Genomic DNA, 26,094 nt, shown 5'->3' with positions numbered 1-26,094 from the left:
TCCCCGGTGAAAGAATTTTACAATCCTAAGACCTTCATCATTCACGCGGCATGGCTGCGTCAGGCTTTCGCCCATTGCGCAAGATTCCCTACTGCTGCCTCCCGTAGGAGTCTGGGCCGTGTCTCAGTCCCAGTGTGGCTGATCATCCTCTCAGACCAGCTATGGATCGAAGTCTTGGTGAGCCATTACCTCACCAACAAACTAATCCAACGCGGGCTACTCCTATGGCGATAAATCTTTCCCCCGTAGGGCACATGCGGTATTAGCTGAAGTTTCCCTCAGTTGTTCCGCACCATAGGGCATATTCCCACGCGTTACTCACCCGTCCGCCGCTCACCCCGAAAGGTGCGCTCGACTTGCATGTATTAGGCCTGCCGCCAGCGTTCGCTCTGAGCCAGGATCAAACTCTCAGGTTGAGTTGACTTCTGACCCAACGTTTCTCAAACACCCCGAAGGGCGTCCAATTGGCATTGGTCTACGTATCTTGACGAGTTCCCAATCGTCGATAAGCCCGAAAGCCAATCGACGCATGGTATTGTCTTCAAGAGACCGCAGAGTTCGTCAGCGTCCAGACAGTTCCTAAGAACCATCGCCAGAACACCGCCGCCTGCGTTTCTCTTTCCAATTCAACAATGTCAAAGACCAAACCGGCTTCCGCCAGCCCCGCCAACCTTTCGGCCCCGGCGAGGAGCGGCGTATCTAGTCGCCACCCCCGAACCTGTCAATCGATCCTTTCGGACTTTCTTTGCGTCATCTTCCAGAAGGAATTTGGCGCAAAAATCACTTCGGGCCGCCGAGGGGCTGCCCTCATATGTCCGCAGCGATTCGATTGAAGGACCGGAACCTAACGACAGATTAAGAAGAGGTCAACAGCCTTTCGGCTAACGCCACGTCTTCGCCCGTCGTTTCGGCCAGGGGAGCGTATTTAGCGCGGCCTCCCCTGGGAGTCAAGGCGAGAGCCCTGGGCGGCATGACGCAGCACGCCGGCCTTCCCGTGCTTGCCCACCGTAGCGCTCGCCCCCTATGGAGAAATGGGCGCGCAAGGGAGGCGCCCCTGGCCATGCTATCGCAGAAGACCCGCTACGCCCTGCGCGCACTCGTCGAACTGGCTCGGGCCGATGGGGTCCAACTGACCTCAGGCGAACTCGCCCTGCGGGCCGACGCACCCCGGAAGTTCCTGGAGGCTATTCTGCTGGAACTGTCCCGCAACCGGCTTGTGGTGAGTCGGCGGGGCAAGTTCGGCGGCTATACCCTGGCGCGACCAGCTCAGGATATCGCCTTCGCCGAAGTCATCCGGGTGATCGACGGCCCCCTCGGGCTGGCCCCCTGCGTCAGCCGCACGGCCTTTCGTAAGTGTGACGACTGCCCGGACCTGGCGACCTGCACCCTGCGCGAGGCCCTGCTCCGCGCCCGCGACGCCACAGCCGAGGTGCTCGAAGGCTACAGCCTGGCCGACGCGGCCACCGGCGATGGCGGAGAAGTGTTCCAGGCGTGAGGCCCGAGCGTCAGGGTTCTTTCGTCAGGGTTCTTTCGGCGCCTCGAGGATGCCGGTGACATCGAACCCCGGCGAAGGCGGCCCCGGATTGGGCTCGATACGCATGCCCAGCCGCCGCATGACCCCGATCGAGGCGGCGTTGTCAGCCTCCGTGCCAGCCAGGATTCGCGCCAGGCCCAGGGTTTCGAACAGCCAGGCGCTGATCAGGCCGGCCGCCGCCGCGGCATAGCCCCGCCCCTGGAAGGCTGGGCGCACCGCCCAGAACAGGCCCACCTCCGGCGTCCGGCGCGCCTCGGGCCGCCCGCCCAGTCCGGGCAATCGCTCGAACGGCTCAAGCCGCGGGACGATGCCGACCAGGCCGACGAACCGTTGGTCACTGTCGAGGATCGCCCGCTCTCCATAGGGCGGCTGGTGAAGCGCGGCCAACTGGTCATAGCTGCGCAGGGTCCAGTCCAGCCAGTCGCGGCGCAGGGCGAGATTCTCGGCCTCGCCAAGGGCGGAATCCGACCAGCCGATCTCATTATAGAGATCATGACAGGCTTGAAGGTCGGACGCCTCCAGAGGGCGGACCGCAACCTGATGGCCCTCAAGGCGGGGAAGCCGCACGCTCAGCCGGCGGCGATATAGGCCTTCAGGCCGTCGGCCTCGGCGACCACTTCGGAAATCTTGTGCTTCACCAGGTCGCCGATCGAGACGATGCCCAGCAGCTTGTCATTCTCGCACACGGGCAGGTGACGCACCCGCCGATCGGTCATCCTCTCCAGCAGGGCGTCCACGGTCTCGCCGGGCCGAGCGAACAGCACGTCACTGGTCATGCAGCTGGTGATAGGACGATCCAGGGCCGGCGCGCCCAGCTCGGCCAGGCTGCGCACCACATCGCGCTCGGAAACAATGCCCACAACCTTGCCGGCGTCGACCACCACCAGGGCGCCCACGCGGCGGGCGTGCAGAAGGGCGGTCACCGCGCTGATCGTGTCCCCCGGGGCGACGGTGAAGACCAGGTCGCCCTTGGTCTTCAGAATCTGGGATACAAGCATAGGTCGTCTCGCTCTCATCCTACAGATGTGCAGCCTGTCGCATAACGATGGTTCTGACAATCACCCTTCAGATCTCCGGCGGCATTTCGACGGCCCGAGGCGCCCCTTTGGTCGCGAGCCAGGCGGCCGGCCCCGCCAGGAGCAAGCCAGCCAGGAAGCCCGCGATATGGGCCTCCCAGGCCACCGCGCCCTCCAGTCCTGGGGCAAAACCCAGGACGGCGATCAGCAGGTTGAGGCCAATCCAGATCGCGCTCATGAACAGGACCCGCCGATCGAACAGGGGGGCCAGCCGCCCGCCGCCCGCCAGGATGCGGGTGGCCGCTCCGATCAGGCCGAAGACTGCGCCGGACGCGCCGACCAGGAGAATCTCTTCCCCCGGATGCAGCCTTGCAAAGGCCAGGTTGGCGAGGCCCCCGCAGGCCAGATAGAACAGAAAGAAGACCAGCCCGCCCCGGATCCGCAGGCCGAACAGGCGCGCCACCGGGCTGCCAAAGGCCAGGGCCCCGGCCGCGTTCATGGCCGCATGAACCACCCCGCCGTGTATGAAGAGCGCGGTGAGCAGGCCGGGCCATCCGCCCGCCTCGAAACCCGCCGGCGAGAAGCCGAAACGGGCATAGGCCCCCTCCCCCAGCACGAAGACCTGCCAGGCGAAGGCGCCGAGTATGGCCCCCACCAGAACCATGGCCGGCCAGGGGGCTTTGAAAATGGGCTCGCGGGGTTCGGTCAACAGGTCCCCTCCAGGGGCGTTCAGATGCGGGCGTTCAGATGGGGCGTTCAGATGGGGCGTTCAGACTTGTCCCGCGCCAGCCTTAACGAATTCGCGAGGGTTGCCCCCCTAGATAGGACATCAGTGTCCATCTTTGGCACGTGGTTTGCTTAACGACGGCCTAGCGCCGTCGCTGTCTGGAGTCCGCCAAGTTCATGGCCATCGCCCCCACTGATATGAGGCCAAAGGCCCAGACCCATCCGACGGCATGGATCGCGATGCTTGTCGCCGGCGCCCTGGGGGCCAGCGGCGCCCAGGCTCAGCAGATGACCACGAACTCGGCCGATTTCAACGCCGGCTGGGGCCGCTATGCCGGCAGCGAAAATCACCCCGTGGACGTCTCCACCCGTGACGCCAACGGCAACCGGGTCATCGTCGATGGCCTGATGCTCACCGGCGAGGACCAGTCGTCCTTCAGCCGCTCCTGGGGGTCGGCCGACGCCTATGCCGGCGTGGGCGCCAGCTCGGGCGGGTCCAGCGCCATCGGCAACAATCTCGTCGTGATCACCCAGGGCAGCTACAATACGGTGATCATCGACTCCACCCAGATCAACAATGGCAATGTGAGCGCCGGCGTGCAGATGAGTTCCGGCGGGGTCGGCGATGGAAACTAAGCTTCCCGTCCGCGCCCTGGGCGTCCTGAGCGCTGCGGCCCTGGCGCTCAGCGCCTGCGCCACCCCGGTGGCCGGCCCCGGCGGCAATTACAGCCGCCCGATCGGCAGCGCGCCGGTGACGTCCAACCCGACGCCCTATTCCACCGCCCTGGTCTGCCTGGCCGGCTATGCGCGCACCGCCAATGTCACGGCGCCCCGCATCGCCATCGGCCGCATCGCCGACTATACCGGCAAGTCAGAGTCCGACGGCAGCGGCCGAAAGATCACCCAGGGCGCGTCCCTGATGGCCATGTCGGCCTTCGCCAAGGCGGGCATGCCCCTGGTGGAGCGGTTCGACACCTCGGTCTCCGAACTCGAGCTGAAATACGCCAACAACAAGCTGATCTCCGACCAGCCCAATCCGGCCCCCAACATGCCGGCCGAGTACCGCCGCATCCTGGCCGGTCAGGTGCCGGGCTCGGACTTCTATGTGGCCGGCGGGTTGACCGAGCTGAACTTCAACATCCGCTCGTCCGGCTTCGATATCGGCGCCGGCGACCCTGATCCGCGGGACCTGAAGGGCAATATCAACGGCCGCCTCTTCATCATGAACATCGGCCTCGACCTGCGGCTGATCAACACCCGCACCCTGGAGGTGGTCGATGTCATCTCCTACCAGAAGCAGGTGATCGGCCGCGAAGTAGGCGTCGGCATGTTCGACTTCCTGGGCGGCAACGTCTTCGATGTCTCGGCCGGCACAGGCGCGCTCGAACCCATGCAGCTGGCCGTCCGCTCGCTGGTGGAGCGGGCCGTCATCGAGATGACCGCCAATCTCTACGGCATGCCTGGTCCCCAGGCCTGCCTGTCCTCCGACCCCCTGGCCGGGACGACGGTGGGCCTCACGGGGGCCTATGTCCCCGCCTACAACAATCTGGGGACCAACAATGCGCAGACTCGCGAAGATCCTAATCGCTGGAACGTCAGCCGCGACTCTGACGTGCGCGGCCGCTACTAGCCAGACCCTCGACAGCGTCATCCTCAGCGATCAGGTCCAGACCGGAGACGTGTTCTCCGGCCAGACCCTGAACGTGGTCGAGATCACCGAGGCGACCACGGCGGTCACCACGGCTACCGGTGCGGCCTTCGACGGCTCCGGCGAAGGCGTGACCCTGGATGTGCGCGCCAACCAGAACCTGCAGGCCGATGTCACCGCCGACACCCGGCTGGAGGCCGCGGTGAGCTCCGGCGCGGTCACCAGCCTGACCACGGCCGCCACCGGCGTGACCAGTGAGTCCAACATCTACGAAGGGACCCTGACGGGGGTCTACAACCAGCAGACCGGCCCCGGTCTAATCTATGGCCACAGCCATATCGAGGCGCCGGACGCCGAGGTGGGCGATGTGACCGCCTCGGCCCAGGCCGTCGGTGTCAGCCAGGGCTTTGGCGTCAGCTACAGCGTCGTCGGCGCCCGGGTGAACCAGACCAATCGGGCCGATGTGGTCGCCGACGGCGGCGGGACCTATGGCTATGTGGAAGGCGCCGCGACCTTCGCCGGCACGGCCACTGGGACCAATGTCACCAGCTCCGGCATTGGCGGGTCGGGCGAGCGCTACATCATCGACCAGGACAACCAGGCCGCCCTCACCCAGGCCAGCCAGTTCACCGCCCACGGCAACGCCTATCTGAGCACCACCAGCGCCACGGCCAGCGGCAATAACATCTCGGCCTCCAACGAGGGTGGGCTCCTGGATGTGACCAGCGCCCAGGAGAACCAGGCCTATGTCCGGGCCCAGAGCCAGGCCTCGGCCTATCAGTTCGGCTCGGCGGCCAGCATCGCCTACGGGGTGGGCAATTCTTTCCTGGCCGGCAATTTCGGCTCGGAAACCGTGATCGACGCCATCCAGCTGAACGAGGGCGGCGGCGTCGAGGTCATCGCCGACTTCACCGGCGCAGAGGGTTATGACGCCTCGTCCACCGCTACGGCCATCGGCAATGCGGCCACCGGCTATGCCTGCAGCGACTGCCAGGGCCGCATCGTCGCCACCAGCCAGCAGGTGAACAATTCCGATGTGAGCGCCACCAGTTCGGTGACCGTCACCGGCTATGCCCGCTCGGCCACCGGCGTCGCCAACGCCGTGGGCAACACCGCCAGCTACTATGTGAGCCGGCCCTCCAACTAGGAGGGCTGCGGGCGAGAGCCTGGAGGGGCGTTTCGCCCGATCACCGGTTCCCGCCCACCGGAACGCGCTCTGGCCTCCGCCGCCATCGCGCCTTGCCCTCGCCCCATCCGGCGGCGATGGTGCCGGCCATTGTCGTGAATTGCGGACGTCTCAATGATCTTTTCCAAGCGAGCGGCGCTTGCGCTTACCGCCGCCCTCGCCTTCGCCGGCCTTTCAGGCCTGGTGTACGCCGCCCCGCAGATCGCCGAGCGCGCGCCCCACGCTGGCGCCCACGCGACGCCGGCCGCCGACCTGGCGCCGGGCCAATGGCCCCAGGCCGTCTCCGATGTCGAGGTCGATCCCGAAATCCGCTTTGGCGCCCTGCCCAACGGTATGCGCTACGCCATCCGTCGCCAGACCATACCGGCGGGCCAGGCCGCCCTGCGCCTGCGCATCGACGCCGGCTCGCTGATGGAAGAGGATGATCAGCAGGGCCTCGCCCACTTCCTGGAGCACATGGCCTTCAACGGCTCTGAAGCGGTGCCCGAAGGCGAGATGATCAAGATCCTTGAGCGCCTGGGCTTGGCCTTCGGCGCCGACACCAACGCCTCCACCGGCTTCGACGAAACCATCTACAAGCTCGATCTTCCCCGGACCGACCAGGAGACCCTGTCCACCAGCCTGATGCTGTTGCGCGAGACGGCGATGAGCCTGACCATCGCCCAGGACGCCGTGGACCGCGAGCGCGGCATCGTCCTTTCGGAGGAGCGCTCCCGCGACGGGCCCTCCTATCGCACCTACAAGGAGCGTCTGGCCTTTCTGCTTAAGGGTCAGCGGCTGAATGCGCGCTATCCGATCGGCGAGGTCGAGGTGCTGCGCAACGCGCCGGCCTCGCGGATTCGGGCCTTCTACGAGGCCTATTACCGGCCCGAGCGGACCTTGCTTGTGGCGGTCGGCGATTTCGATGTCGACGCCATGGAGGCCCAGATCGTCGAGGCCTTCAGCGGCTGGGTGGCCAAGGGCGCGCCGGGCGAAGATCCCGAGCTCGGCGAGGTCCGTCGCCGCGGCCTTGAGGCCAAGGTCGCCGTCGAGCCCGGCGTCCAGGGCGCCCTGCAGATCGCCTGGATACGGGACCCCGACCTCGCCGCCGACTCCGAAGCCCGGCGCAGGGCCGACCTGATCGAACAACTCGGCTTTTCCGTCCTGAACCGGCGTCTTTCGGTCTTGGCGCGGGCGGCCGATCCGCCCTTCCTGGGCGCCGGCGCCTTTGTGAACGATGAGTTCGGCGCCGCAGAGACCACCAGCATCATCGCCAACGCTCAGGAGGGCCGCTGGCGCGAGGCGCTGCAGGCCATCGAGGTCGAACAGCGCCGCGCCGTGCTGCACGGGGTCCGCCAGGACGAGCTGGATCGGGAGATCGCCGAATACCGGGCGCGTCTTCAGGCCAGCGTGGCCGGCGCCGCCACCCGGCGGCCGTCGAGCCTCGCCCAACAGATCCTGGGCGCCACGGCCGAGGACGAAGTGGTCACCAGCCCAGCGCAGGATCTGGCCCTGTTCGAGGCCGCCGTCGACGGGCTCGAAGCCTCCACCGTGTCCCGCGCGCTGCAAGACGCCTTCCAGGGACAAGGTCCGTTGATCTTCCTGGCCAGCCCGACGGAGGTCGAAGGCGGCGAGGCTGAGGTGCTGGGCGCCTATGAGGCCGCTCGCCAGACCAAGGCCGCCCCGCCCGAGGCCCTGAGCGTGGTGGAGTGGCCCTACAGACAGTTCGGCGCTCCGGGCAAGGTGGTGGAGACCCGCGACGTCGCCGATCTGGACACGGTCTTCATCCGCTTCGAGAACGGCGTGCGCCTGACCATCAAGCCGACCCGTTTCCAGGACGACGAGATCCTGGTCGCTGTCCATGTGGGCGAGGGGCTACAGAGCCTGCCGTCCGACACCCAGAGCCTGGCCTGGGCCAGCCAAGCCCTGGTGGAAGGCGGACTCGGCGAGATCACCGCTGAGGATATGGAGCGGGTGCTGGCGTCCAATGTCTATGGCGCGCGTCTGCGGGTGAGCGACGACGCCTTCACCCTGTCGGGCTCCACGCGGCCTGAGGACCTCGACGTCCAGATGCAGGTGCTGAGCGCCTACCTGGCCGACCCGGCCTGGCGGACCGAGGCCTTCGCCCGCATCCAGGCCGCAGGCGCGACCATCCATGAACAGTATGAGGCGACCGCTGGCGGGGTCCTGTCCCGCGACCTGTCGGGCCTGCTGCATTCCGGCGACCGTCGCTGGACCTTCCCCACCAAGGCTGAGATCGCCCAGGCCACCCCGGACGACCTGAAGGCCCAACTGGCTGGACCGCTCGCCAATGCGCCGATCGAGGTGATCATTGTCGGCGACACCACGGTGGAAAAGGCCACCGACGCCGTCGCCCGCACCCTGGGCGCCCTCCCCCCCCGGGTCGACGCCGCCCGGCCCGAGGCTGCGCCCGTGGCCTTCCCGCCGCCCACGGCTGCGCCGGTCCGGCGCACGCACAAGGGACGCGCCGACCAGGCCATCGGCTATGTGGCCTGGCCCAGCACCGACTTCTTCGCCGATCCTCAGGCGGCCCGTGAGGCCGCGATCCTGGGGGAAATCCTGCGGCTTCGGCTGGTGGAGGAACTGCGCGAGAGCCAGGGCGCGACCTATTCCCCGTCGGTCAACTACAACCACTCCTATGTCTGGACCGGCTGGGGCTATATCTCGGCGAGCGTGGAGATTCCGCCGGAGGGGCTCGACGCCTTCTTCGCCGACGTCGCCAAGATCGCCGACGACCTGCGCCGCAATCCGGTGGATGACGATGAACTGGAGCGGGCGCGGCAGCCGAGGCTGGAGCGCATCGAGCGCGCCCGGGTCGGCAACGACTACTGGCTGGGCGAACTGGCCCGCACCCAGACCGACCCCCGCCGCCTGGAGGCCATCCGCGCCGTCATCCCGGGCACCGAACGGGTGGGGGCGGCGGACGTCCAGCGCGCGGCCGAGCGCATCCTTTCGCCCGACCGCGCCTGGAAAATCGAAGTGGTCCCGGAGAGCACCGGCCCCCCTTAGTAGACCGTGCCGCCCACGCCGCCGTCGAGGCTCAGCGCCATGGAGGACGAGGATTCCGAGTATGCCTCTTCCTCGCGATAGGCGGTGTAGGTCTCGGTGCTGACCATGGTCAGGATCTTGATGCCGGCGCCGAAGCGACGGAGCAGCGAGCGCTCGTTGCAGTCGCGGGCCGCCTTTTGAGGCCGGCAGGTCACCTGGCCGCCTGGTGCGTGATAGAGGGCCTCCCCCTTGGCGCAGACCAGGGACTGGCCGCCGGAGAAGTCCACCTGGCCGGAATATTCGGCGATGGTCGCCTGCAGGCGCGTGCCCGCCAGGCAGCGATAGAGTTCGCCGTCGAAGATGTCGCGGACATCGCGCTCGGGGAAGAGCTGGGCGGCCGGGTGCGGCGATTGGCGATCATCGATGCAGACGGCCTGGATGACCACGCGGCGGGTGCGCGAGCGGGTCGCCTCATAGGCGGTGCGCTTCATCTGGCGCTGGCCCTCGACATTGAGGCCCTGGATGAGGCCGGTGGCCATGGGCGGTGAATAATAGCCGCCGCCTCCGCCGCCGCCGTAATAGACGGCCGAGCCCGCGCCGGCGCCGGCGCCGGCCGAGGCGCGCACGCTGGCGCTGGCGCTGGCGTTCACCACCACCGTGGGGGCCACCACCACATTGACGCCGGGCACCTTCACCCCATGACCAGGAGAGGTGCAGCAAGGCGGATTGGACGGCGGCGGCGGCGGCGGCGGCTTGCAGCAGGGCGGCGGCGGCGGGGTGCAGCAGGCGGGCGGCGGCGGCGTGCAGCAGTCCTGAGCGCCTGCAGGCGCGGCCCCTGCCAGCAGGAACAGACCCGATCCCAGGATCAGGCCAAGCAGGGTCTTTTGCGGCGCCATCTCGGCCTCCAAACACAATACAATGGACCCCTGCAAATTTCACGCCGAGGCGCCCCTGATCGGGGGGACGCCCCACCGCGACTGTCCCGAAGCGAGACAGAGCCGGCCTGGTCCGAATCCTCCTGCAAGCCCCATGCGGCCGCGTTTGGCCGCGACTGGAGCCGCGCAGCGATGTCGATGTGCCATCCAAACACGGAACGGTTGATAGACTATTGGCAAAGCCGGGCCCTTGAGGGCGCGCCGCCGCCGCGAACGTCGATCAGCCCCGCCGATTTCGCCGACCTGCTGCCGCAGGTGGTCATGCTGGGCCGTGTCTGTTCGGGCATCTATCCAATCCGCCTGGCCGGCGCCCTGATCGGCGAGTTGCACCAGCGCGACCTGCGCCAGCAGAATGCGCTCTCCCTGTTCAGCGCCCAGGATCGAATGGACCTGCAGACCGCGCTCGAAATGGCGCGTCGGCGGCCTGAGCCGATCGTCGTCACCGCCAAGGCCCATGCCGAGGGCGTGGCCATCGGCATGGAGATTCTGTTCGCCCCCCTCGCCGGCCCGGAAAACGGTCCCGATCGCTTCCTCTGCCTCTATCAGCCCCTGACCATGGTCGCCCGGCTCAAGGGCCTGCCTTTGGTGGGCTTCTCCCTGGTGGATATCCGTAAAGGGGGCCTGGCCCATGAGGCTGCGCCACGCCTGCGCCTGGCCGCCATCGATGGACGCCGCATCGCCTAGGGGCGTGACGTGGCGCTGGCGGCGCTGAGGATGACCCGGCGGCGCCGATGCGATAGGCTGAGCACGGAAAAGCGGTCCGTCCGCGCGAAAATCTCTGAAGAGGTGAGATGCCCAAGCGCGTAGCGCTGCCTGCCGAGCCGATGCTCGTCCCGCTCGACGCTCGCGCCACGCCCTCGCAAAGCCGCGCGCGCAACACGTTCGAGGCGGTGCTCTCCACTGCGGGCGAGCTTCTGGGCGAGGTGGGCTTTGAGCGCCTGTCCACCAACCTCGTCTGCGAGCGGGCCGGGATTACGCCGCCGGCCCTCTATCGGTACTTCCCGAACAAGTACGCCATCCTGGGCGAACTGGCGCGCCGGCTGATGGAGGCCCAGGACGAAGCGGTCTTCGCCTGGGTCCAGTCCGGCGGTCTGCAGGCGGCGAACCTTGAGGAGGCCGTCGAGAAGAACCAGGAGATGCAGCGCCAGGTCAATGAGATCACCCGCAACAGCCCCGGCGGCGTCTGGATCATGCGCGCCCTTCGGGCTGTGCCCTTGCTTCGGGACATCCGCATCGCCTCCCGCGACCAGGTGGCCGCACAGATCAGCGCGCGCCTCACCACCGCCTATCCGGACGTTCCCGAAGTCGAGCTGTTCCGCTCAGCGCGCCTCACCACCGAGATGATGTACGCCGCCACAGAGATGGTGCTGGAAGAGCCGACCGAGGACGAGGATCGGATCAACGAGGACGTCTGCTGGATGGTGGCGATGCACTATCGTCGGCTGGCCGAGCGATACGGCGCCAGCTAAACGCCGCTCGGAAGCGGGCCTCGACGGGCCAGCGCCATCACCACGCCAATAAACAGCACAAGCGCCGCGGCCAGGCAGACGCCGGCCAGAATCATCGCCCCGTCCGCATTGCTTTCACCGACCAGCAGGGCGGCCGCCAGCGGACCCGCGCTGCTGCCCAGGAGCTGGGCGGCGCCGAGTTGCATGGCCGAGCGCCGGGTCGGGTCGATGCCGATCAGAAGCACCGTGTAGAACGGAAGGACGAACAGCCACAGGAAGCCAAACACCGCGACCAGGCCGATAAACACCAGCCCGGCGGGATGCGCCGACAGCGCGATCACCAGGCCGAGATTGATCACCGCTGCGGTGATGATCACATGGCTCGCCCTCAGGCGCGCTCCGATCAGGGTCGCCGCCAGACCGCCGAGGACCTGCATGGCCAGGGCTGCGGCCACGGCGTCGTGGGCCTGGGCCGGCGCAAGGCCTGCGGCGGCGGCCAGGGGCTCCAGATAGACCCAGATCGCCACGATGAACGCCATATAGAGGAACACGGCAAGCAGGGCCGCCCAGGCCAGCGGCGGCAGGCCGCTCGCCCCGGCGGTCGGGCGCGGCAGGGGCGCAAAGCTGCGCGGCCCGGCCAGGGCGGCCACGGCCGCCGTCAGCGAGATGAAGGCCAGCGCCACCAGGGCTCCGTCGACGCCGAACGCCGTCATGACCGTGCGGGGCAGTAGAGCCGCGAGCAGCAGCTGCGCCAGGGTCTGACCCGTGATGAAGATGCCCGCCTGACGCTCCGGCCGCGCTGAGCGGGAGATCATGCCGATGGTCGACCACAGCATCACCCCGGCCGCAGCCCCGGCCAGCGCCCTCAGGCCGATCAGGACCCCGTCTGCGCCCCAGACGCTGGCGAGGTTGCAGGCGGCATGGGCCAGGCACGCGGCCGCCAGCTTCGCCCTGAGATGGGTTGGCCGCAGCAGGGCGGCGGCCAATCCGCAGACGGCCCCGAGGGCCAGCAGCTCAGCCGTGGCGGCCAGACCGATCCCCGCCACGGTCAGCCGGCCGGCCTCGGCCAGGCCGCCCAGCACCAGGGGCTGCAGGCCCGCAATGAGAAGGGCGACCACGCCGATATGCAGGATGGCGAAGTTCAATGGCTGGGGCGGTTCCACAGCCTCGACCGAGGCGGTCACTTCGCTTGCCCGTAAGAGCCGAAGCGGACCAGAATCTCGTCCATCTGGTCGTCGGACAGCAGGTTTGGCCCGCCGATGGCCAGGCAGCCCCAATAGACCGCAGCCTGCTCCTCAATCTCTTCGGCGATCATCAGGGCCGAGCCGAGCGTCGGAGCGACGGCGATCTGACCGTGGTTGGCCATTAGGGCCGCGCGCCGGCCATCCAGGGCCGCCACAACGATATCGGCGAGATCTTCGGAGCCGAAGGTCGCATAGGGCGCCACCGGAACGCTCGCCCCCCCGCTGACGCCCACCATGTAGTGGACCGCTGGGATCGGCCGCCCGGCGCAGGCCAGGATGGTGGCGTGGCGGGAATGACAGTGGACGACGGCGCCGACATCGGGCCGCCGTCTCAGGATCTGCATGTGCATCCGCCATTCGCTGGACGGCTTCAGCTGGCCTGCGGGGATGGAGTCGTCAGCCCCGACGAAAACCATCGCGTCCGGGGTGAGCCGCTCCGGCGGCACGCCGCTTGGGGTCACCAGCATGCCCTCACCCAGTCGGGCGGATACATTGCCCGAGGTGCCACGGTTCAGACCGCGGGCGTCCATGGCCCGCATGGTCTCCACCATCCGGCTCCGGAGCGCGGCTTCTTTCTCGGCCGACATCAGCCCGGCTCCTTCAGGGTCATCGTCCTCATCGCCTGAAGCACCCCCTCATAGGAGTCCAGCCTGCCCAGGGTAGCCAGGCCCTGCGCCACCAGGGCCGCCACGGCCGTGGCGAAACGGGCGGCGTCCAGGGGGGCGAGGCCGCGGCTCAGGCCCGCGATAAAGCCCGCGCAATAGGAGTCGCCGCAGCTCGTCGTGTCGACCGGCGTGATGTCATAGGCGGGCAGGACCGTCCGCTCCGCCCCCAGCGCGACATAGGAGCCCGCCCCGCCGTTCTTGATGATCACGGCGCCGGCGCCCAGGCCGAGGAACACATTGGCCGCCGCCGACAGATCCTGCGTCCCAGACAGGGCGAAGGCCTCGCTGACGCTGGGCATGAAATAGTCGGTATAGGGCAGCAGCCGCTCCAGCTCGGCCAGGGCCGTGGCTTGGGGCGAGATCAGGTCGCAGGTGACGATGGCGCCCGCCGCCTTCGCGGCCTGCAGGACCGCCAGGCCGGGCCCCCCGTCCGCGGCAGGCCCCCCGATGGCCCCGTAGTGGAGATAGGCCGCCTGGGTCGCCGCGGCGATGACCGGTTCGCCGAGCGGCGCAAACAGCCCGGCGCCCAGGGCGTGAAAGTTCGGGCGGCGACCACCTGAATCGATCGTCAGCACCGTGGCCGAGGTCGGGGAGCCTTCGATGACCTGGAGAAGAGACGTATCGACGCCCTGCTCTTCCAGGCCGAGCCGCACCACCCGGCCCATGAAATCGGAGCCGATGCTTCCCGCCAGTTGCGTCGCAACCCCGAGACGCGCAGCCACCATCGCCGCCCCCGCGGCTGTGCCGGCCGGCGCGACCGCGATTCCCTCGATGAGTCGCGTCCCCTCGCCCGTGGGCAGCGCGTCGATGGGGCGGGCCGCCACGTCCAGCGTGGTCAGGCCGATGCAGAGTAGGCCGCGGCTCATGCTATCTCCGTCCGATGCGTGGTTGATTTGTAGCCTCGCGCATATAAGGTAGTCAAAGCTATCTTTTCTGATGGGGTTGCAGACGATGAGCTGGACCAACAGCAAGAACAAGGCGCTCGTCGAACGCGCGCAAGCGGTCATTCCGAGGGGCATGTACGGGCATCAGTCCGTCGCCCTGCTGCCCGACGATTATCCCCAGTTTTTCGCCCGCGCCGAAGGCGCGCACCTGTGGGACGTGGACGGCAATCGTTACCTGGACTTCCTCGGCGGATATGGCCCGAACCTGTTTGGCTATGGCGACCGCGAGATTGACGACGCCTATGTCGCGCAGATGCGCCAGGGCGACACCATGACGGGCCCCGCCGAGGTCATGGTCGAGCTGGCCGAGACCATGGTGGGCATGGTCAGCCATGCGGACTGGGCGATGTTCTGCAAGAACGGCACGGACGCCACGACCATGGCGCTGATGATCGCCCGTAACCACACCCGCAAGAATACGGTGTTGCTGGCCCGGGGCGCCTATCACGGCGCCGCCCCTTGGTGCACGCCGCTGAAGCGGGGCGTCTCCCCGGGGGATCGGGCCCATCAGGTCTTCTACGACTATAACGATGTGGAGAGCCTTGAGGCCGCGGTGCGTGAAGCCGGCGACGATCTCGCGGCCATCTTCGCGGCCCCGATCAAGCATGACACCTTCATCGACCAGGAACTGCCCGATCCGGCCTATGCGCGACGGGCCCGGGAGCTGTGCGACGCGCACGGCGCCCTTCTCATTGTTGATGACGTGCGCGCCGGCTTCCGGCTGGCCCGAGACTCAAGCTGGTCGCTGGTGGGCGTGAAGCCGGACCTGTCGTCCTGGGGCAAGGCGATCGCCAACGGCCACCCCATCTCGGCCCTGATGGGGGCGGAGGTCGCCCGGGAGGCGGCGATGACGATCTACGCCACCGGCTCCTTCTGGTTCTCGGCGGCGCCCATGGCGGCGGGCCTCAAGACGATGGCCAGGATCCGCGACACCGACTATCTCGAGCGCACCGAGGCGCTGGGCCAGCGCCTGCGGGACGGCCTGGACGAGAGCGCCCACCGCCACGACTTCGCCCTGCGCCAGACCGGGCCGGCCCAGATGCCCCTGATCAGGGTCGAAGACGACCCGACTCTGGCCAAGGGCTACTTCTGGGCCCAGGCGCTGATGAAGCGGGGGGTCTATGTCCACCCCTGGCACAACATGTTCATCTGCGCCGCCATGACGGACGGGGACATCGACTTCGCCGTCCAGGCGGCCGATGACGCCTTCAAGCTGATGAAGGCGGCCGGCCCCCTGGAGGCGCCGGCCCAACTGGCCTTCATGACCCAGATCCTGGATCACTGACGGACGCGAAACGCGCCCGCCGCCAGATCAGGCGGGCGCGCCCGGCCGGCTGACGCCGAAGCGCCGCAGGACATTGTGGGTGATCGTCTCGACGAACGGGTCCCGCGCGCCGAGGCCGTGGGCCCATTCCGTCGTGCCGCTGTTGAACACCTCGCCGGCGCCGCGTTTGAAACTCGCCAGCACCGCATGGCCCCGCAGCACCTTCGCCTGCGCCTCAGGGCTGCTTTCCCCGAACATCACATCGGCGATCACGTCCAGCTTTTCGGGCGGGATGATCGGGTTATAGCCGCGGCCGGCCTCCTCGCCGAAGGCGCAGGGGGCGATGCCGATGATCTCCAGGTTGGCGGGCACCCCGAGGGTGGGGATAGCCCGCGGCAAGCCGTCGTCCCCGAACTGGAAGCGACAACCGTCGCTCTCATAGCCGATCAGCGGCAGGTCGCCGCCCAACAGGTCGCCATAAAAGAGGTCTGAGCCCTCGAGCGCCCAATGGCGGTCATCATAGACCGTGAAGCCCCCCTGCCCCCGCGCGACGCAAAGGCCCAGGCGGTGATAGCCGGCGAAGACGAAGCTGAGGCCTGTAATCTCGGCCTCCGGCTTGCCGAACGCCGGGTGCGACCAGAGGTGAGTCGCCTGGTCCGGCGGCACGTCCTCGGCTTCGAAGCCGCGCCACTTGTGACAGACATAGGTCTTGCCGTCGTTTTCCCAGCGCACCTTCCAGAAGCAGGTGTTGCCAGACAGGATCGCCGCCCGTCCGCCGGCGTCCACAAAGCGCTCGACCTGTTCGCGCTCGCCCGCCGACCAGTATTCGCTGTGGCCGACGAACAGCACCGCCTCATAGCCGTCCAGGAAGTTGGGCTCGGCCTCCAGGTCGTAGTCGGTGGCGAAGTCGAGGACGTAGCCCTCAGCCTCGGCCCAGGCCACGAACACGTGCTCCCACTTGTGTAGAAAGCCCGCCGAGCCATCGTAGGGCGAGGCCTTGTGCTTCGCCATCCAGGCGTAGTCGGACGCCCAAGGCCGCTCGCGATATCCGCGCTTGCGCATATTGACCAGCCGCGGCGGATCGGCCGGCGGCGCGACGATCAATGGCGGAAAAGGCCGCTGGGTGGACAGGACCCCGATCGCCTCGTCCATCGCCTGATCGAACGGCGTCTCGCCGGACATCAGGCCGGCGACATTGGCATAGGCGTTGGCCCCGCCCCAGTAATTGTAGGACTGATAGGTGTTGGTCGCGAGCACCATGACGGCGCTGGACCGCCGCTCGCCCAGGGGCGGCTTGACGCAAACAAAGTGGTGCGCCTCACCACCATCGGCGTCGGTCAGGACAATGTCGTAATAGCCCGACGCCCAGTCGCCGCCGACCTCCACCTCCAGGGCGACGGGCCAGCCGCAGCCGTCACGGTCGGCGTGGGGCGGGACCGGGTGGTCGCCGATCATGAGGCCATCGATGGTCAGGACTTCGCGCCGGTCCATCCCCACCCGCGACATGGAGAGGCGGCAGGGGCCGTGCGTGGCGCTGGCGCGCAGCTCAAAGCGCTCCCCCGGCCGTACGCTCAGGCGGTCCGTATAACAGGCCAGCATCGACGCCCCTTTCGCTCGAGAAGAGTAGCAGACCCTATCGTTCGCAAGGCTCGTCAGCGGCGCAAAGGCCGTTCGAACAAGCCTAGGTCACAAGCTCGCTGCGGCGCCGCAAACCTGATCATCCCGACAGATGCGATCGTAGCCGCGAGCAGCCCACTTGATTTGCATAGTTTTTACTATCGTATAAGCGGGGTCGCAAGAATGATTGGTGAGGGGATCCCGATGAGAGCCGTACTGTTTGTGAGTTGCGCGGTGGTGGCGCTGTCTGGCGGCAGCGCGATGGCGCAGACCGCCGCCGATAGCATGATGATTCAGGAAGTGGTGGTCACCGCCCAGAAGCGCAGTGAAAACCTCCAGGATGTCCCTGTCTCGGTGACGGCGCTGTCGGGCGACGCCCTGACCGCACGGGGCGTCACCAATGTGACCGGGCTCAACAACCTGGCGCCTGGCCTGCGGGTGAGCAGCGGCGACGCCGCCGCCAACCCCAAGATCTTCATCCGCGGCGTGGGCTTGAGCGACTTCAACCCCAACTCGTCCAGCGGCGTCGGCATCTATGTGGACGGCGTCTATGTCAGCTCGCCCCTGGCGCAGATGGCCGGCTTCTTCGACATCGGCCAGATCGAAGTGCTGCGCGGGCCACAGGGCACGCTCTACGGCCGCAACACCAATGGCGGCGCGGTGAACGTCACCACGAAGCGGCCCACCCACACATTCAGCGCGGAAGCCGCCGCCGAATACGCCACCTACAATGCCGTGAACCTGACAGGCGCCGTCAGCGGCCCAGTGATTGAGGACGTGCTCTCGGTGCGCGCCGCCGGCCAGGTGGTGCGCGACGACGGGACCACCTACAACCGCGTCACCGGCAACGACGTCAACGCCACCGACTACTGGGCGATCCGGCTGTCGGCCCTCTACACGCCCCATGAGGACGTCGAGGCGCTGTTCCAGGTCAACCGGTTCGTCAATCGTGGCGACGCCACCCAACCGCAGCACCGGGCGCTGTTTCCGTTCACGGCCGAAGCCACGGGCCCCGACGGCTTCTGCGCGCCGACCGCCTATGGCTCGGGCCTCTGCGGCGACGCCTTCGGCTACAGCGACACCGACGGCGACGACCGCGCCCTGGACGCCAACGCCGAGGGCAAGGACAAGATCGACCTGTTCGGGGCCTCAGCGCAGGTGGACTGGGACCTGGGCGCCATCTCTCTGGTCTCGGTGACCGCCTATTCCTGGGCGCACCGCAACGCCTTTGAGAACACCGACTCCAGCCCCAACCAGATGCTGGAGATCAACTACCTCGCCCGCCAGAACCAGTTCACCCAGGAGCTGCGGCTGCAGTCCAACGACAGCGCCGATGGCCGCCTGAAGTGGGTCGCTGGCGGTTATTATATGGACGAAACGGTTGAGGACGCCTCGACTCAGGACGTCCTGCGCGATCTGCGCCCGCTCTTTCCAGACGGGTTCAGCCTCGCCGACAGCGTCGCGGCCTTCAGCTATCCCTATACCCAGAAAACCAAGAGCTACGCCTTCTTCGGCCAGGCCGACTACCAGCTCGCCGAGCGGCTCACCGCCACGGTCGGCCTCCGTTATTCGGCCGACGAAAAGTCCTTCGACTACCGCAGCCAGGCCGAGGGCGGCCTGATCGTCCTGCTCACCTCGCAACAGGAGAAGACCTTCTCCGCCTGGTCGGGCCGGCTGGGCCTGCGCTATGAGGTCAATGACGACCTCAACCTCTATGCGACCTACAATCGCGGCTTCAAGAGCGGCGGCTTCTTCGGCGGTCTGGCGACGACGCCCGAGGAGCTGATCCCCTACGACAACGAGCAGCTGGACGCCTATGAGGTCGGACTGAAGTCCGAACTGTTCGATCGCCGCGTCCGCCTGAACATGTCGGCCTTCTACTACGACTACCAGGACCAGCAGGTCTTCGCCCAGGCCCTGCGCAACGGGCTGACGGTGCTGGTGCTCGATAACGCCGCGAACTCCGAAGTCTATGGGGCCGAGATCGAGGCGACGGCGCGGCTGAGCGAGAATCTGTCGATCGACGCCGGGCTTTCGCTGCTGGACGCCACTTACGGCGAGTACTTCTCCGAAGGCGACGACTTCACCGGCAATCGCCTGCCGCAGTCGCCGGAGGTCACCTTCAATGCGGCGGCCAACTATCGCCATCCCCTTCCGCAGGGCGGCGAACTGGTGGGCTCGCTTGATGCGGCCTATTCCTCGAAGGTCTATTTCGACAATTCCAACGCCGAGCGCCTCTCGCAGGACGCCGTCTGGGTGGTGGGCGCGCAGGGGGGCTGGCAGGCGCCGGACGGGCGCATTGAGTTGGGGCTCTTCGCCCGCAACCTGTTTGACGAGACCTACAAGGTGTCGATCTCGAACATCGACAGCCTGGGGGTCGATCTGCTCACCCTGAACCGCCCCCGCAGCCTGGGAGCCTACCTCCGCTACCGGTACTGAGGACTTGGAAGGCAAGGCCCACGCGCGCGGGATGGTCCCATCAAGCGCGAGTGGGCTTAGCTGGCGAAGGCCTTCCAGAGCAGTTGGGCCCCGACGGCGATCATCAGCAGATAGATGGCCGTATAGAACCGCTCGGGCTTGATCCGCCGCACGAGCCAGACGCCGGCCAGGGTTGAGACGATGGCCACCGGGGTCAGGGCCGCCGCCGTGGCCAGGTTCTCAGCCGTGAACTGGCCGAGCGCCAGATAGGCCGGGACCTTCAGCCAGTTGATCACCGCAAAGAAGATCGCCGTCGTGCCCACCAGGACGGCCGGCGGCAGCCCCTTGGGCAGGACCCACATCTGAAAGGGCGGCTGGCCGGCATGGGCGATCTGGCTGGTGAAGCCTGACGCCGCCCCCAAGAGCGCGCCAAGGGCGACGGGCGCATTGGAAGGCGCCTGGATCCGCCCGCCCCGAGCCAGCCAGAGACGATGGATGGCGAAGACGATGCTGATGGCGCCCAGCACCGCCAGGATCGTCGTGGCCGATACCTGCGCCGCCAGCAGATAGCCCAGTATGATGCCGACGGCGGCCGATGGGATCATGAGGGCAAGGATCGACCGGTCCCAGCTGCGTCGGAACGCCCAGACCCCCACCACGTCCTGGACGATAAGCACCGGCAGCAGGATGGCTGCGGCCTTTACCGGCGAAATCGCCAGGGCCATCAGCGGCAAGGCGATCGCGCCAACGCCGGCGAACCCGCCCTTGGCCAGGCCCAGCAGGATCACTGCCGGAATGGCCAGGGCGTAGAAGATCGGATCGTTCAGCACCGCAACGCCGAGTTCAAGTTGGGCCGAGCGCCACTTCGGGCCTGCGCACGCTGACGACGCGCAGTTCCCGCTCCCGGCCCTCCCGATCGGGCCAAAGGATGGACTGACCCGGGCGAAGGCCGAGAAGGCCGGCGCCGACAGGCGTAAGGATGGACACCCGCCCGGCGCTGATGTCGGCCTCGCCGGGAAAAACCAGGGTCACGATCCGGCTCTCGCCATGGGACAGATCGACGAACTCCACTGTCGCGCCCATGCCCACAATGTCGGCCGGCACGTCGGTGTCGGGGCGCACCTCGGCGCGCTCGATCTCCTCAAGCAGGAGGCCAGCCACCTGGGGGAGGCGTCCCTGGGCCGCCAGGGCGAGATCGGTGATGCGCTCAGCGTCGGTTTCGCAGAGCAGGATTGTTGGCCGCAGGGCGGCGAGGTCAGTGACTGACATGGGATATCCGTAAGCAGAATGAGCAAGGGACCAGGACGGCCTCATGCTCGCCCCGGCGATCAAGACACGCAGATCGGCCCCGAGCCCGGCTGACGCGCAGCGCGGACCCGGGGCTTGGAGCCTGCCGCCAGGTCCCGCCCTCGAATCCGGATTCTCAATGTGCGCGCGCTCGCCATAGGCCCAGAGAGCCCATCAAGCCGGGAGGAAGTCAATCTGAGCTCAGACCGCGGCGCTCGCCGCGTCCAGGGCCTTGAGATCATCGGCGCTCAGCCCTAGCCGCGCCGAGCCCATGAGGTCGTCCAGCTGGCTGACGCTGGTGGCGCTGGCGATGGGTCCAGTGAGGCCCGGCTGAGCCATCACCCAGGCCAGGGCCACCTGGGCCGGCGTGGCGGCGTGCGCGGCGGCCACCTGGTCCAGAGCGGCCAGAATCTTCATGCCGCGCGCGTCCATGTACTTCTTGGCGCCGCGTCCCCGGGGGCTCTTGGCCAGATCCTCTTCGGAGCGGTACTTGCCGGTAAGGAAACCGCTGGCGAGGCCATAGTAGGGAATAACCCCGACCTCTTCGGCGATGCAGAGCTGCTGCAAGCCGGCCTCGAAGCCGGCCCGGTCATAGAGATTGTAGAGCGGCTGCTCGCTCTCATAGCGCGGCGTGCCCCTGGCCTTGGACGCCTCCAGCGCCGACTTCAGGCGCTCAGGGGTGAAGTTCGACGAGCCGACCACCCGCACCTTGCCGGCCTTGACCAGCCGCTCATAGGCCTTGGCCGTCTCGTCCTGGGGGGTGTCGGGATCGTCGCGGTGGGACTGGTAGAGGTCGATATAGTCGGTCTGCAGGCGCTTGAGGGAGGCCTCGACGGCCTGCTCGATATACTGGGCCGACAGCCCCTTCATCCCCTCGCCCATCTCCGAGCCGACCTTGGTGGCCAGCACGATGCGGTCGCGGCGACCGCCCTGGGCGATCCAGTTTCCGATGACGGTCTCCGAAGCCCCGGCGCCGGCCGGGGACCAGCGGGAATAGACGTCGGCGGTGTCGACGGCGTTGAACCCGCCGTCGACAAAGGCGTCGAGGATCGCAAACGAGGTCTTCTCATCGGCCGTCCAGCCGAAGACGTTCGTGCCCAGCACCAGCGGGGCCACCATGAGGTCGGAACGTCCCAGTCTGCGCAGCTCCATGAGCGGCCTCCCCTACTATGATCAGGCGGCCTGCTGGCCGTCCTCGTAAACCGGCGCCTCCTCGGCCGGCAGGGCCGGGCGCCCGAGGATCATATCCGAAGCCTTCTCCGCGATCATGATGGTCGGCGCATTTGTATTGCCCCCCACCAGGGTCGGCATCACCGAGGCGTCGATGACCCGCAGGCCGCTAAGCCCGCGGACCTTCAGCTCGCCATCGACCACGGCCATGGGATCGTCGGCCGCGCCCATCTTGCAGGTGCCCACCGGGTGATAAATCGTCTCCGAGGTCCTGCGAATCCAGGCGTCGATCTCGGCGTCGGTCTGCACCGCCTCCCCGGGCGAGAACTCCGCCCCGCGATAGGGGTCCAGCGCGCTCTGGGCCGCCACATGGCGCATCATCTTGACGCCCTCGCGGATCGCCCTGCGGTCCTCTTCGGTGGAGAGGTAGTTGGCGAAGATGGCGGGATTGTCCATCGGATCGGCCGAGCGCAGGCCCACCCGCCCGCGGCTTTCGGGACGCAGCTGGCAGACGTGGAAGGTGAAGCCGTCCTTGGCCACCGAGACCTTGCCGTGGTCCTGCATGATGGCCAGTACGCAGTGGATCTGCAGGTCGGGGCGATCGAGATCAGGCCGCGAGCGCAGGAAGGCGCCCGACTCCAGGAACTGCTGGCGACCGGGACCCTTGTTGAAGAACATGTAGTTCATGCCCACGCCCAGCGTCTTGATCAGGCCCTTGCGCATCGAATAGGCGGTGATCGGCAGCGGGCATTCCCAGGACAGGGTCACGTCCAGGTGGTCCTGCAGATTGGCGCCGACGCCTTTCAGCTCATGGACGGGCGTGATGCCGTGGGCGGCCAGGTCTTCGGGATCACCGATGCCTGAGAGCTGCAGGATGTGGGGGGACTGGACGGCGCCGGCGCACAGCAGCACCTCGGCGTCGGCATAGACCTTGCGGATCTCCTTGGTCTTGTCGTCGATATATTCGACGCCCACCGCGCGGCCATTCTCCACCAGGATGCGGCGGGTGCGCGCGCCGGTCAGGGCCGTCAGGTTGGCGCGCTTCAGGGCCGGATGCAGATAGCCCCTGGCGGCGCTCCACCGCTGGCCGTCATGAACGGTGAGCTGATAAGGCCCCCAGCCTTCCTGCTGGAAGCCGTTGAAATCCTTGGTGATCGGGTGGCCCGCCTGACGGCCGGCCTCGACGGTGGCGGCATAGATCGGATTGGTGGACGAGGCCTTGGAGACCTTCAGCGGCCCATCGCCGCCGTGCCAGGCGTCGCCGCCGCCCTCCAGCGCTTCGGAGCGTTTGAAATAGGGCAGCACCTCGGCATAGGACCAGCCGGTCAGGCCCATCTGACGCCACTGGTCATAGTCGCGCGCATGGCCGCGGATGTAGATCATGCCGTTGATCGACGACGATCCGCCCCAGCCGCGGCCCCGGGGCCACCAGAGCTTGCGGTCGTCGAGGTTCGGCTCGGGCTCGGTCCAGAAGCCCCAGTTGTAGGGGCCTTCCTTGCCGATCAGGCCTCCGACGCCGGCGGGCATCTTGACCATGATGGAATTGTCCCGCCCGCCGGCCTCCAGCAGCAGAACCTTGGTGGCGGGGTTTTCGCTCAGCCGATTGGCCAGCACGCAGCCGGCCGAGCCAGCGCCGATGATGATGTAGTCGTAGCGGTCCATAGACCGTCCTCCCCTTTTCGTGTCGCGCCGGGCTTGCCGCCCGCTCTTGTCTATTGACCGCTAGCGGCCCTTCCATTGCGGCGGGCGCTTCTGGGCGAAGGCCATGGGCCCCTCCTTGAAGTCCTCGGACCTGAGCATGGCCGATGTCGCCGGATAACGCATCTGGCCCGCCATGGCGGTCGCAAGGCTCGTCTCGTCGAGACCCTTGTAGACCGCCTCCTTCGAGGCCCGGATGGACATGGGCGAGAGTTCGCAGATCTGGGCCGCCCAGCGGCGGGCGGCGTCCATCAGTTCAGCGGCCGGGACCACCTCATTGACGAAGCCCAGCTCACGGCCCTCGGCGGCGGCCACGCGCCGGCCGGTCAGGATCATGCCCATGGCCTGCTTCTGGCCGATCTGGCGGGGCAGGCGATGCAGCCCGCCGGCCAGGGCCGCCAGGCCGACCCGAGGCTCGGGCAAGGCGAAGGTGGCGGTCTCAGCGGCGATGATCAGGTCGCAGGCGAGCGCGATCTCGAAGCCGCCGCCCATGGCCACCCCGTTCACGGCGGCGATCAGCGGCTTGGTGAGATCGAAGCGCTCGGTCAGGCCGGCAAAGCCAGACGGCGGCAGGCCCATGCCGCCGCCGCCGGCCTGATGCTTGAGATCATTGCCGGCGGAAAAGGCGCGCTCGCCGGCCCCGGTGACGATGGCCACCCACTGATCCGGATCGGCGGCGAAGGCGTCGAAGGCCTCGTGCAGCTCGAAATGCGCCGGGGAATGGAGCGCGTTCATGACCTCGGGGCGGTTCAGGGTGACCACGGTCACCGGTCCCTCCCGCTCCACCTTGATGAACTCATAGGCCATGGCGCGCTCCCGTATGTCTTTTGCAGACCTTCCCCCAGGCGCCCTTGCGTCCGTCAAGCCCTACCGCTGGGGCGGGCCAGCGAGACCTAGTCGGCCGCCCGTTCGAACGCCGCGGTGATCTTCAGCTTCACCTCATCGGACACCACCGGCGCCGCATAGCCGAGGTTGAAGTCGCTGCGCTTGATGGTCGAGGTGGCGGTGAAGCCGACGGTCTGGGCCTTGCTCATCGGATTGGCCCCAGCGCCCATCAGCACGGCGTCCAGCACCACCGGCTTGGTGACGCCCTTAAGGGTCAGGTCGCCGGTAATCTTGGCCTTGGTCCCGTCAACCACCACCGAGGTCGAGACAAAGCGGCCCGTGGGGTACTTCTCCACCTCGAAGAAGTCGGCCGAGGCCAGATGGGTGGCGAAGTCGCTGGAGGTCACCGTCAGGCCCGACAGCGGGATGTCGATCGCCAGCTTCGCCGCCGAGAGATTGGCCGGATCCAGGGTGAGCGTGCCGCTCATCTCGCCGAACATCCCATAGAGGGTGGAGAAGCCCATATGGTCCACAGACCAGACCGCCTGGGTATGATGCGGATCGACATTATACGTGCCGGCGACGACCCGGGCGGCTTCGGGTTGGCCCGGCATTTCCGGGGCCTGGGCGAAAGCCGGGGTCGCCAGCAGAATGGCCGCCGCGGCGACGATGGGGGAAAATCTCATGATGGACCTCGCAGATTCGCTCGCCCGCGCAGAGGCGAGCCGGTTCAAGCCAGCGGGACCTTAACGGGGATCAGGCCCGGGCGCATGCGGATTGCTCGGCCGGGCCCCCCGCGGCCCGCCGCGCGGGGTCAGATCGCCCGAAGCTCCCGATGATAGCGCTTCCAGTTCTCCACATAGTGGTGCGCCGAGGCGGTCAGGATGCGGGCCTGGCCTTCGGACACCTCGCGGACCACCTTGCCAGGGGCGCCCATGACCAGGCTGTTGTCGGGGATCTCCTTGCCCTCGGTGATCAGGCAGTTGGCCCCGATCAGGCAGTTCTTCCCGATCTTGGCCCCGTTCAGGATGATCGAGCCGATGCCAACCAGCGAATTGTCGCCGATCGTGCAGCCATGCAGCATCACCATATGGCCCACCGTGACGTCGCGGCCGATGGTCAAGGGCGATCCCGCATCGGTGTGCAGAACGGATCCGTCCTGAATATTGGAGTTTTCGCCGATCAGGATGGGGTCATTGTCGCCGCGCAGGGTGGCGCCGAACCACACCGAGGCGTTTTGCTTGAGAATCACATTGCCCATCACCGCGGCGGTGGGCGCGATCCAGTATTCGCCCTCCGGCGGCAGCTGCGGGGCGACCGCGCCCAAGTTATAGACAGCCATCCGTGTACCTCATGTCTTATTTAAAACGTCGCACTTCAGCCTTGGTTAATCACGCTAGCATCATAGTTGCGATGCGATTCGAAGCGATCATCCCGCTCTCGAAACGTCGCCGGGCCGGCTTCCGGCCCGCAGGTTCGAG

General features: G+C 67.4%; 24 protein-coding genes and 1 rRNA gene. 9 read left to right on the top strand and 16 right to left on the bottom strand.

Annotated elements, in window-relative coordinates; genetic code table 11:
* A 16S ribosomal RNA gene (locus Q7S93_RS00770) occupies positions 1–416 on the bottom strand; the annotation flags it as partial.
* Between the two features lie 644 nt (positions 417–1,060).
* Between Q7S93_RS00770 and Q7S93_RS00765 the strand changes: the two genes are divergently transcribed.
* Positions 1,061–1,495, top strand: a complete 435-nt coding sequence (locus Q7S93_RS00765) for an RrF2 family transcriptional regulator (protein WP_304711595.1) — start codon at positions 1,061–1,063, stop codon at positions 1,493–1,495.
* A 24-nt stretch (positions 1,496–1,519) separates the two neighbouring features.
* Here the strand turns inward: Q7S93_RS00765 and Q7S93_RS00760 are convergent, their stop codons facing one another.
* The 3 genes from Q7S93_RS00760 to Q7S93_RS00750 form a co-directional block, all read right to left on the bottom strand.
* Entirely contained in the window at positions 1,520–2,101 is a 582-nt protein-coding gene (locus Q7S93_RS00760; protein WP_304711594.1) for a GNAT family N-acetyltransferase, read from the bottom strand.
* A gap of 2 nt (positions 2,102–2,103) precedes the next feature.
* Positions 2,104–2,532 carry a CBS domain-containing protein gene (locus tag Q7S93_RS00755; protein ID WP_304711593.1) on the bottom strand — a complete coding sequence of 143 codons (429 nt, stop codon included), beginning with the start codon at positions 2,530–2,532 and terminating at the stop codon, positions 2,104–2,106.
* A 67-nt stretch (positions 2,533–2,599) separates the two neighbouring features.
* Positions 2,600–3,259: a rhomboid family intramembrane serine protease gene (locus Q7S93_RS00750; RefSeq protein ID WP_304711592.1), complete on the bottom strand. Its 660-nt coding sequence runs from the start codon at positions 3,257–3,259 to the stop codon at positions 2,600–2,602.
* A 257-nt stretch (positions 3,260–3,516) separates the two neighbouring features.
* Between Q7S93_RS00750 and hfaA the strand changes: the two genes are divergently transcribed.
* From hfaA to Q7S93_RS00730, 4 genes are all read left to right on the top strand, one after another.
* Positions 3,517–3,912 (top strand): holdfast anchoring protein HfaA, encoded by a 396-nt coding sequence (gene hfaA / locus Q7S93_RS00745; RefSeq protein ID WP_304711591.1) that lies wholly within the window; start codon positions 3,517–3,519, stop codon positions 3,910–3,912.
* Positions 3,902–4,906 carry a holdfast anchoring protein HfaB gene (hfaB, locus tag Q7S93_RS00740; RefSeq protein ID WP_304711590.1) on the top strand — a complete coding sequence of 335 codons (1,005 nt, stop codon included), beginning with the start codon at positions 3,902–3,904 and terminating at the stop codon, positions 4,904–4,906. Before hfaA ends, hfaB begins: the two co-directional genes overlap by 11 nt.
* Complete coding sequence (gene hfaD / locus Q7S93_RS00735; protein ID WP_304711589.1) at positions 4,836–6,071, top strand: holdfast anchor protein HfaD; 1,236 nt, start codon at positions 4,836–4,838, stop codon at positions 6,069–6,071. Before hfaB ends, hfaD begins: the two co-directional genes overlap by 71 nt.
* A gap of 153 nt (positions 6,072–6,224) precedes the next feature.
* Positions 6,225–9,119 carry a M16 family metallopeptidase gene (locus Q7S93_RS00730; protein ID WP_304711588.1) on the top strand — a complete coding sequence of 965 codons (2,895 nt, stop codon included), beginning with the start codon at positions 6,225–6,227 and terminating at the stop codon, positions 9,117–9,119.
* On the opposite strand, the gene Q7S93_RS00725 is transcribed toward Q7S93_RS00730, so the two are convergent.
* The gene (locus tag Q7S93_RS00725) at positions 9,116–9,994 is read right to left on the bottom strand and encodes a hypothetical protein (protein WP_304711587.1); all 879 of its coding nucleotides are present in this window, start codon (positions 9,992–9,994) and stop codon (positions 9,116–9,118) included. The two genes, Q7S93_RS00730 and Q7S93_RS00725, sit on opposite strands and share 4 nt — an antisense overlap.
* Positions 9,995–10,165: 171 nt before the next feature.
* On the opposite strand from Q7S93_RS00725, the gene Q7S93_RS00720 reads away from it, so the two are divergent.
* Together Q7S93_RS00720 and Q7S93_RS00715 are read left to right on the top strand one after the other, a co-directional pair.
* A complete protein-coding gene (locus tag Q7S93_RS00720) occupies positions 10,166–10,717 on the top strand; it encodes a PAS domain-containing protein (protein WP_370652033.1) in 552 nt (183 codons plus the stop codon).
* Positions 10,718–10,824: 107 nt separating this feature from the next.
* The gene (locus Q7S93_RS00715; protein WP_304711585.1) at positions 10,825–11,502 is read left to right on the top strand and encodes a TetR/AcrR family transcriptional regulator; all 678 of its coding nucleotides are present in this window, start codon (positions 10,825–10,827) and stop codon (positions 11,500–11,502) included.
* On the opposite strand, the gene Q7S93_RS00710 is transcribed toward Q7S93_RS00715, so the two are convergent.
* The 3 genes from Q7S93_RS00710 to Q7S93_RS00700 are packed head-to-tail and all read right to left on the bottom strand — an operon-like array spanning position 11,499 to position 14,256.
* Complete coding sequence (locus Q7S93_RS00710) at positions 11,499–12,665, bottom strand: MFS transporter (RefSeq protein ID WP_304711584.1); 1,167 nt, start codon at positions 12,663–12,665, stop codon at positions 11,499–11,501. The genes Q7S93_RS00715 and Q7S93_RS00710 overlap by 4 nt on opposite strands.
* On the bottom strand, positions 12,662–13,312 hold the full coding sequence (locus Q7S93_RS00705; RefSeq protein WP_304711583.1) for a class II aldolase/adducin family protein: 651 nt from the start codon (positions 13,310–13,312) through the stop codon (positions 12,662–12,664). The genes Q7S93_RS00710 and Q7S93_RS00705 overlap by 4 nt, the downstream gene beginning before the upstream one ends.
* Complete coding sequence (locus tag Q7S93_RS00700) at positions 13,312–14,256, bottom strand: carbohydrate kinase family protein (protein WP_304711582.1); 945 nt, start codon at positions 14,254–14,256, stop codon at positions 13,312–13,314. The genes Q7S93_RS00705 and Q7S93_RS00700 overlap by 1 nt, the downstream gene beginning before the upstream one ends.
* Positions 14,257–14,326: 70 nt before the next feature.
* Between Q7S93_RS00700 and Q7S93_RS00695 the strand changes: the two genes are divergently transcribed.
* On the top strand, positions 14,327–15,619 hold the full coding sequence (locus Q7S93_RS00695) for an aminotransferase class III-fold pyridoxal phosphate-dependent enzyme (protein WP_304711581.1): 1,293 nt from the start codon (positions 14,327–14,329) through the stop codon (positions 15,617–15,619).
* A 27-nt stretch (positions 15,620–15,646) separates the two neighbouring features.
* Here the strand turns inward: Q7S93_RS00695 and Q7S93_RS00690 are convergent, their stop codons facing one another.
* A complete protein-coding gene (locus Q7S93_RS00690; RefSeq protein WP_304711580.1) occupies positions 15,647–17,197 on the bottom strand; it encodes a N,N-dimethylformamidase beta subunit family domain-containing protein in 1,551 nt (516 codons plus the stop codon).
* A gap of 222 nt (positions 17,198–17,419) precedes the next feature.
* Between Q7S93_RS00690 and Q7S93_RS00685 the strand changes: the two genes are divergently transcribed.
* Positions 17,420–19,654 (top strand): TonB-dependent receptor, encoded by a 2,235-nt coding sequence (locus Q7S93_RS00685; RefSeq protein WP_304711579.1) that lies wholly within the window; start codon positions 17,420–17,422, stop codon positions 19,652–19,654.
* Between the two features lie 56 nt (positions 19,655–19,710).
* On the opposite strand, the gene Q7S93_RS00680 is transcribed toward Q7S93_RS00685, so the two are convergent.
* From Q7S93_RS00680 to Q7S93_RS00650, 7 genes are all read right to left on the bottom strand, one after another.
* A complete protein-coding gene (locus tag Q7S93_RS00680) occupies positions 19,711–20,463 on the bottom strand; it encodes a sulfite exporter TauE/SafE family protein (RefSeq protein WP_304711578.1) in 753 nt (250 codons plus the stop codon).
* A 13-nt stretch (positions 20,464–20,476) separates the two neighbouring features.
* Complete coding sequence (gene rnk / locus Q7S93_RS00675) at positions 20,477–20,902, bottom strand: nucleoside diphosphate kinase regulator (protein ID WP_304711577.1); 426 nt, start codon at positions 20,900–20,902, stop codon at positions 20,477–20,479.
* A 219-nt stretch (positions 20,903–21,121) separates the two neighbouring features.
* Entirely contained in the window at positions 21,122–22,072 is a 951-nt protein-coding gene (locus Q7S93_RS00670; RefSeq protein WP_304711576.1) for an aldo/keto reductase, read from the bottom strand.
* 21 nt (positions 22,073–22,093) lie between these two features.
* Positions 22,094–23,752, bottom strand: a complete 1,659-nt coding sequence (locus Q7S93_RS00665; protein WP_304711575.1) for a choline dehydrogenase — start codon at positions 23,750–23,752, stop codon at positions 22,094–22,096.
* A gap of 60 nt (positions 23,753–23,812) precedes the next feature.
* Positions 23,813–24,595: an enoyl-CoA hydratase-related protein gene (locus Q7S93_RS00660; protein ID WP_304711574.1), complete on the bottom strand. Its 783-nt coding sequence runs from the start codon at positions 24,593–24,595 to the stop codon at positions 23,813–23,815.
* Positions 24,596–24,681: 86 nt separating this feature from the next.
* A complete protein-coding gene (locus Q7S93_RS00655) occupies positions 24,682–25,299 on the bottom strand; it encodes a YceI family protein (RefSeq protein ID WP_304711573.1) in 618 nt (205 codons plus the stop codon).
* A 128-nt stretch (positions 25,300–25,427) separates the two neighbouring features.
* Positions 25,428–25,955: a gamma carbonic anhydrase family protein gene (locus Q7S93_RS00650; protein ID WP_304711572.1), complete on the bottom strand. Its 528-nt coding sequence runs from the start codon at positions 25,953–25,955 to the stop codon at positions 25,428–25,430.
* Positions 25,956–26,094: the final 139 nt, after the last annotated feature.

Source organism: Phenylobacterium sp. (genome assembly GCF_030646615.1).
Taxonomy (GTDB): domain Bacteria; phylum Pseudomonadota; class Alphaproteobacteria; order Caulobacterales; family Caulobacteraceae; genus Phenylobacterium.
The sequence above is the reverse complement of the archived record's forward strand: the minus strand, read 5'-3'. Positions and strand labels throughout refer to the sequence as shown.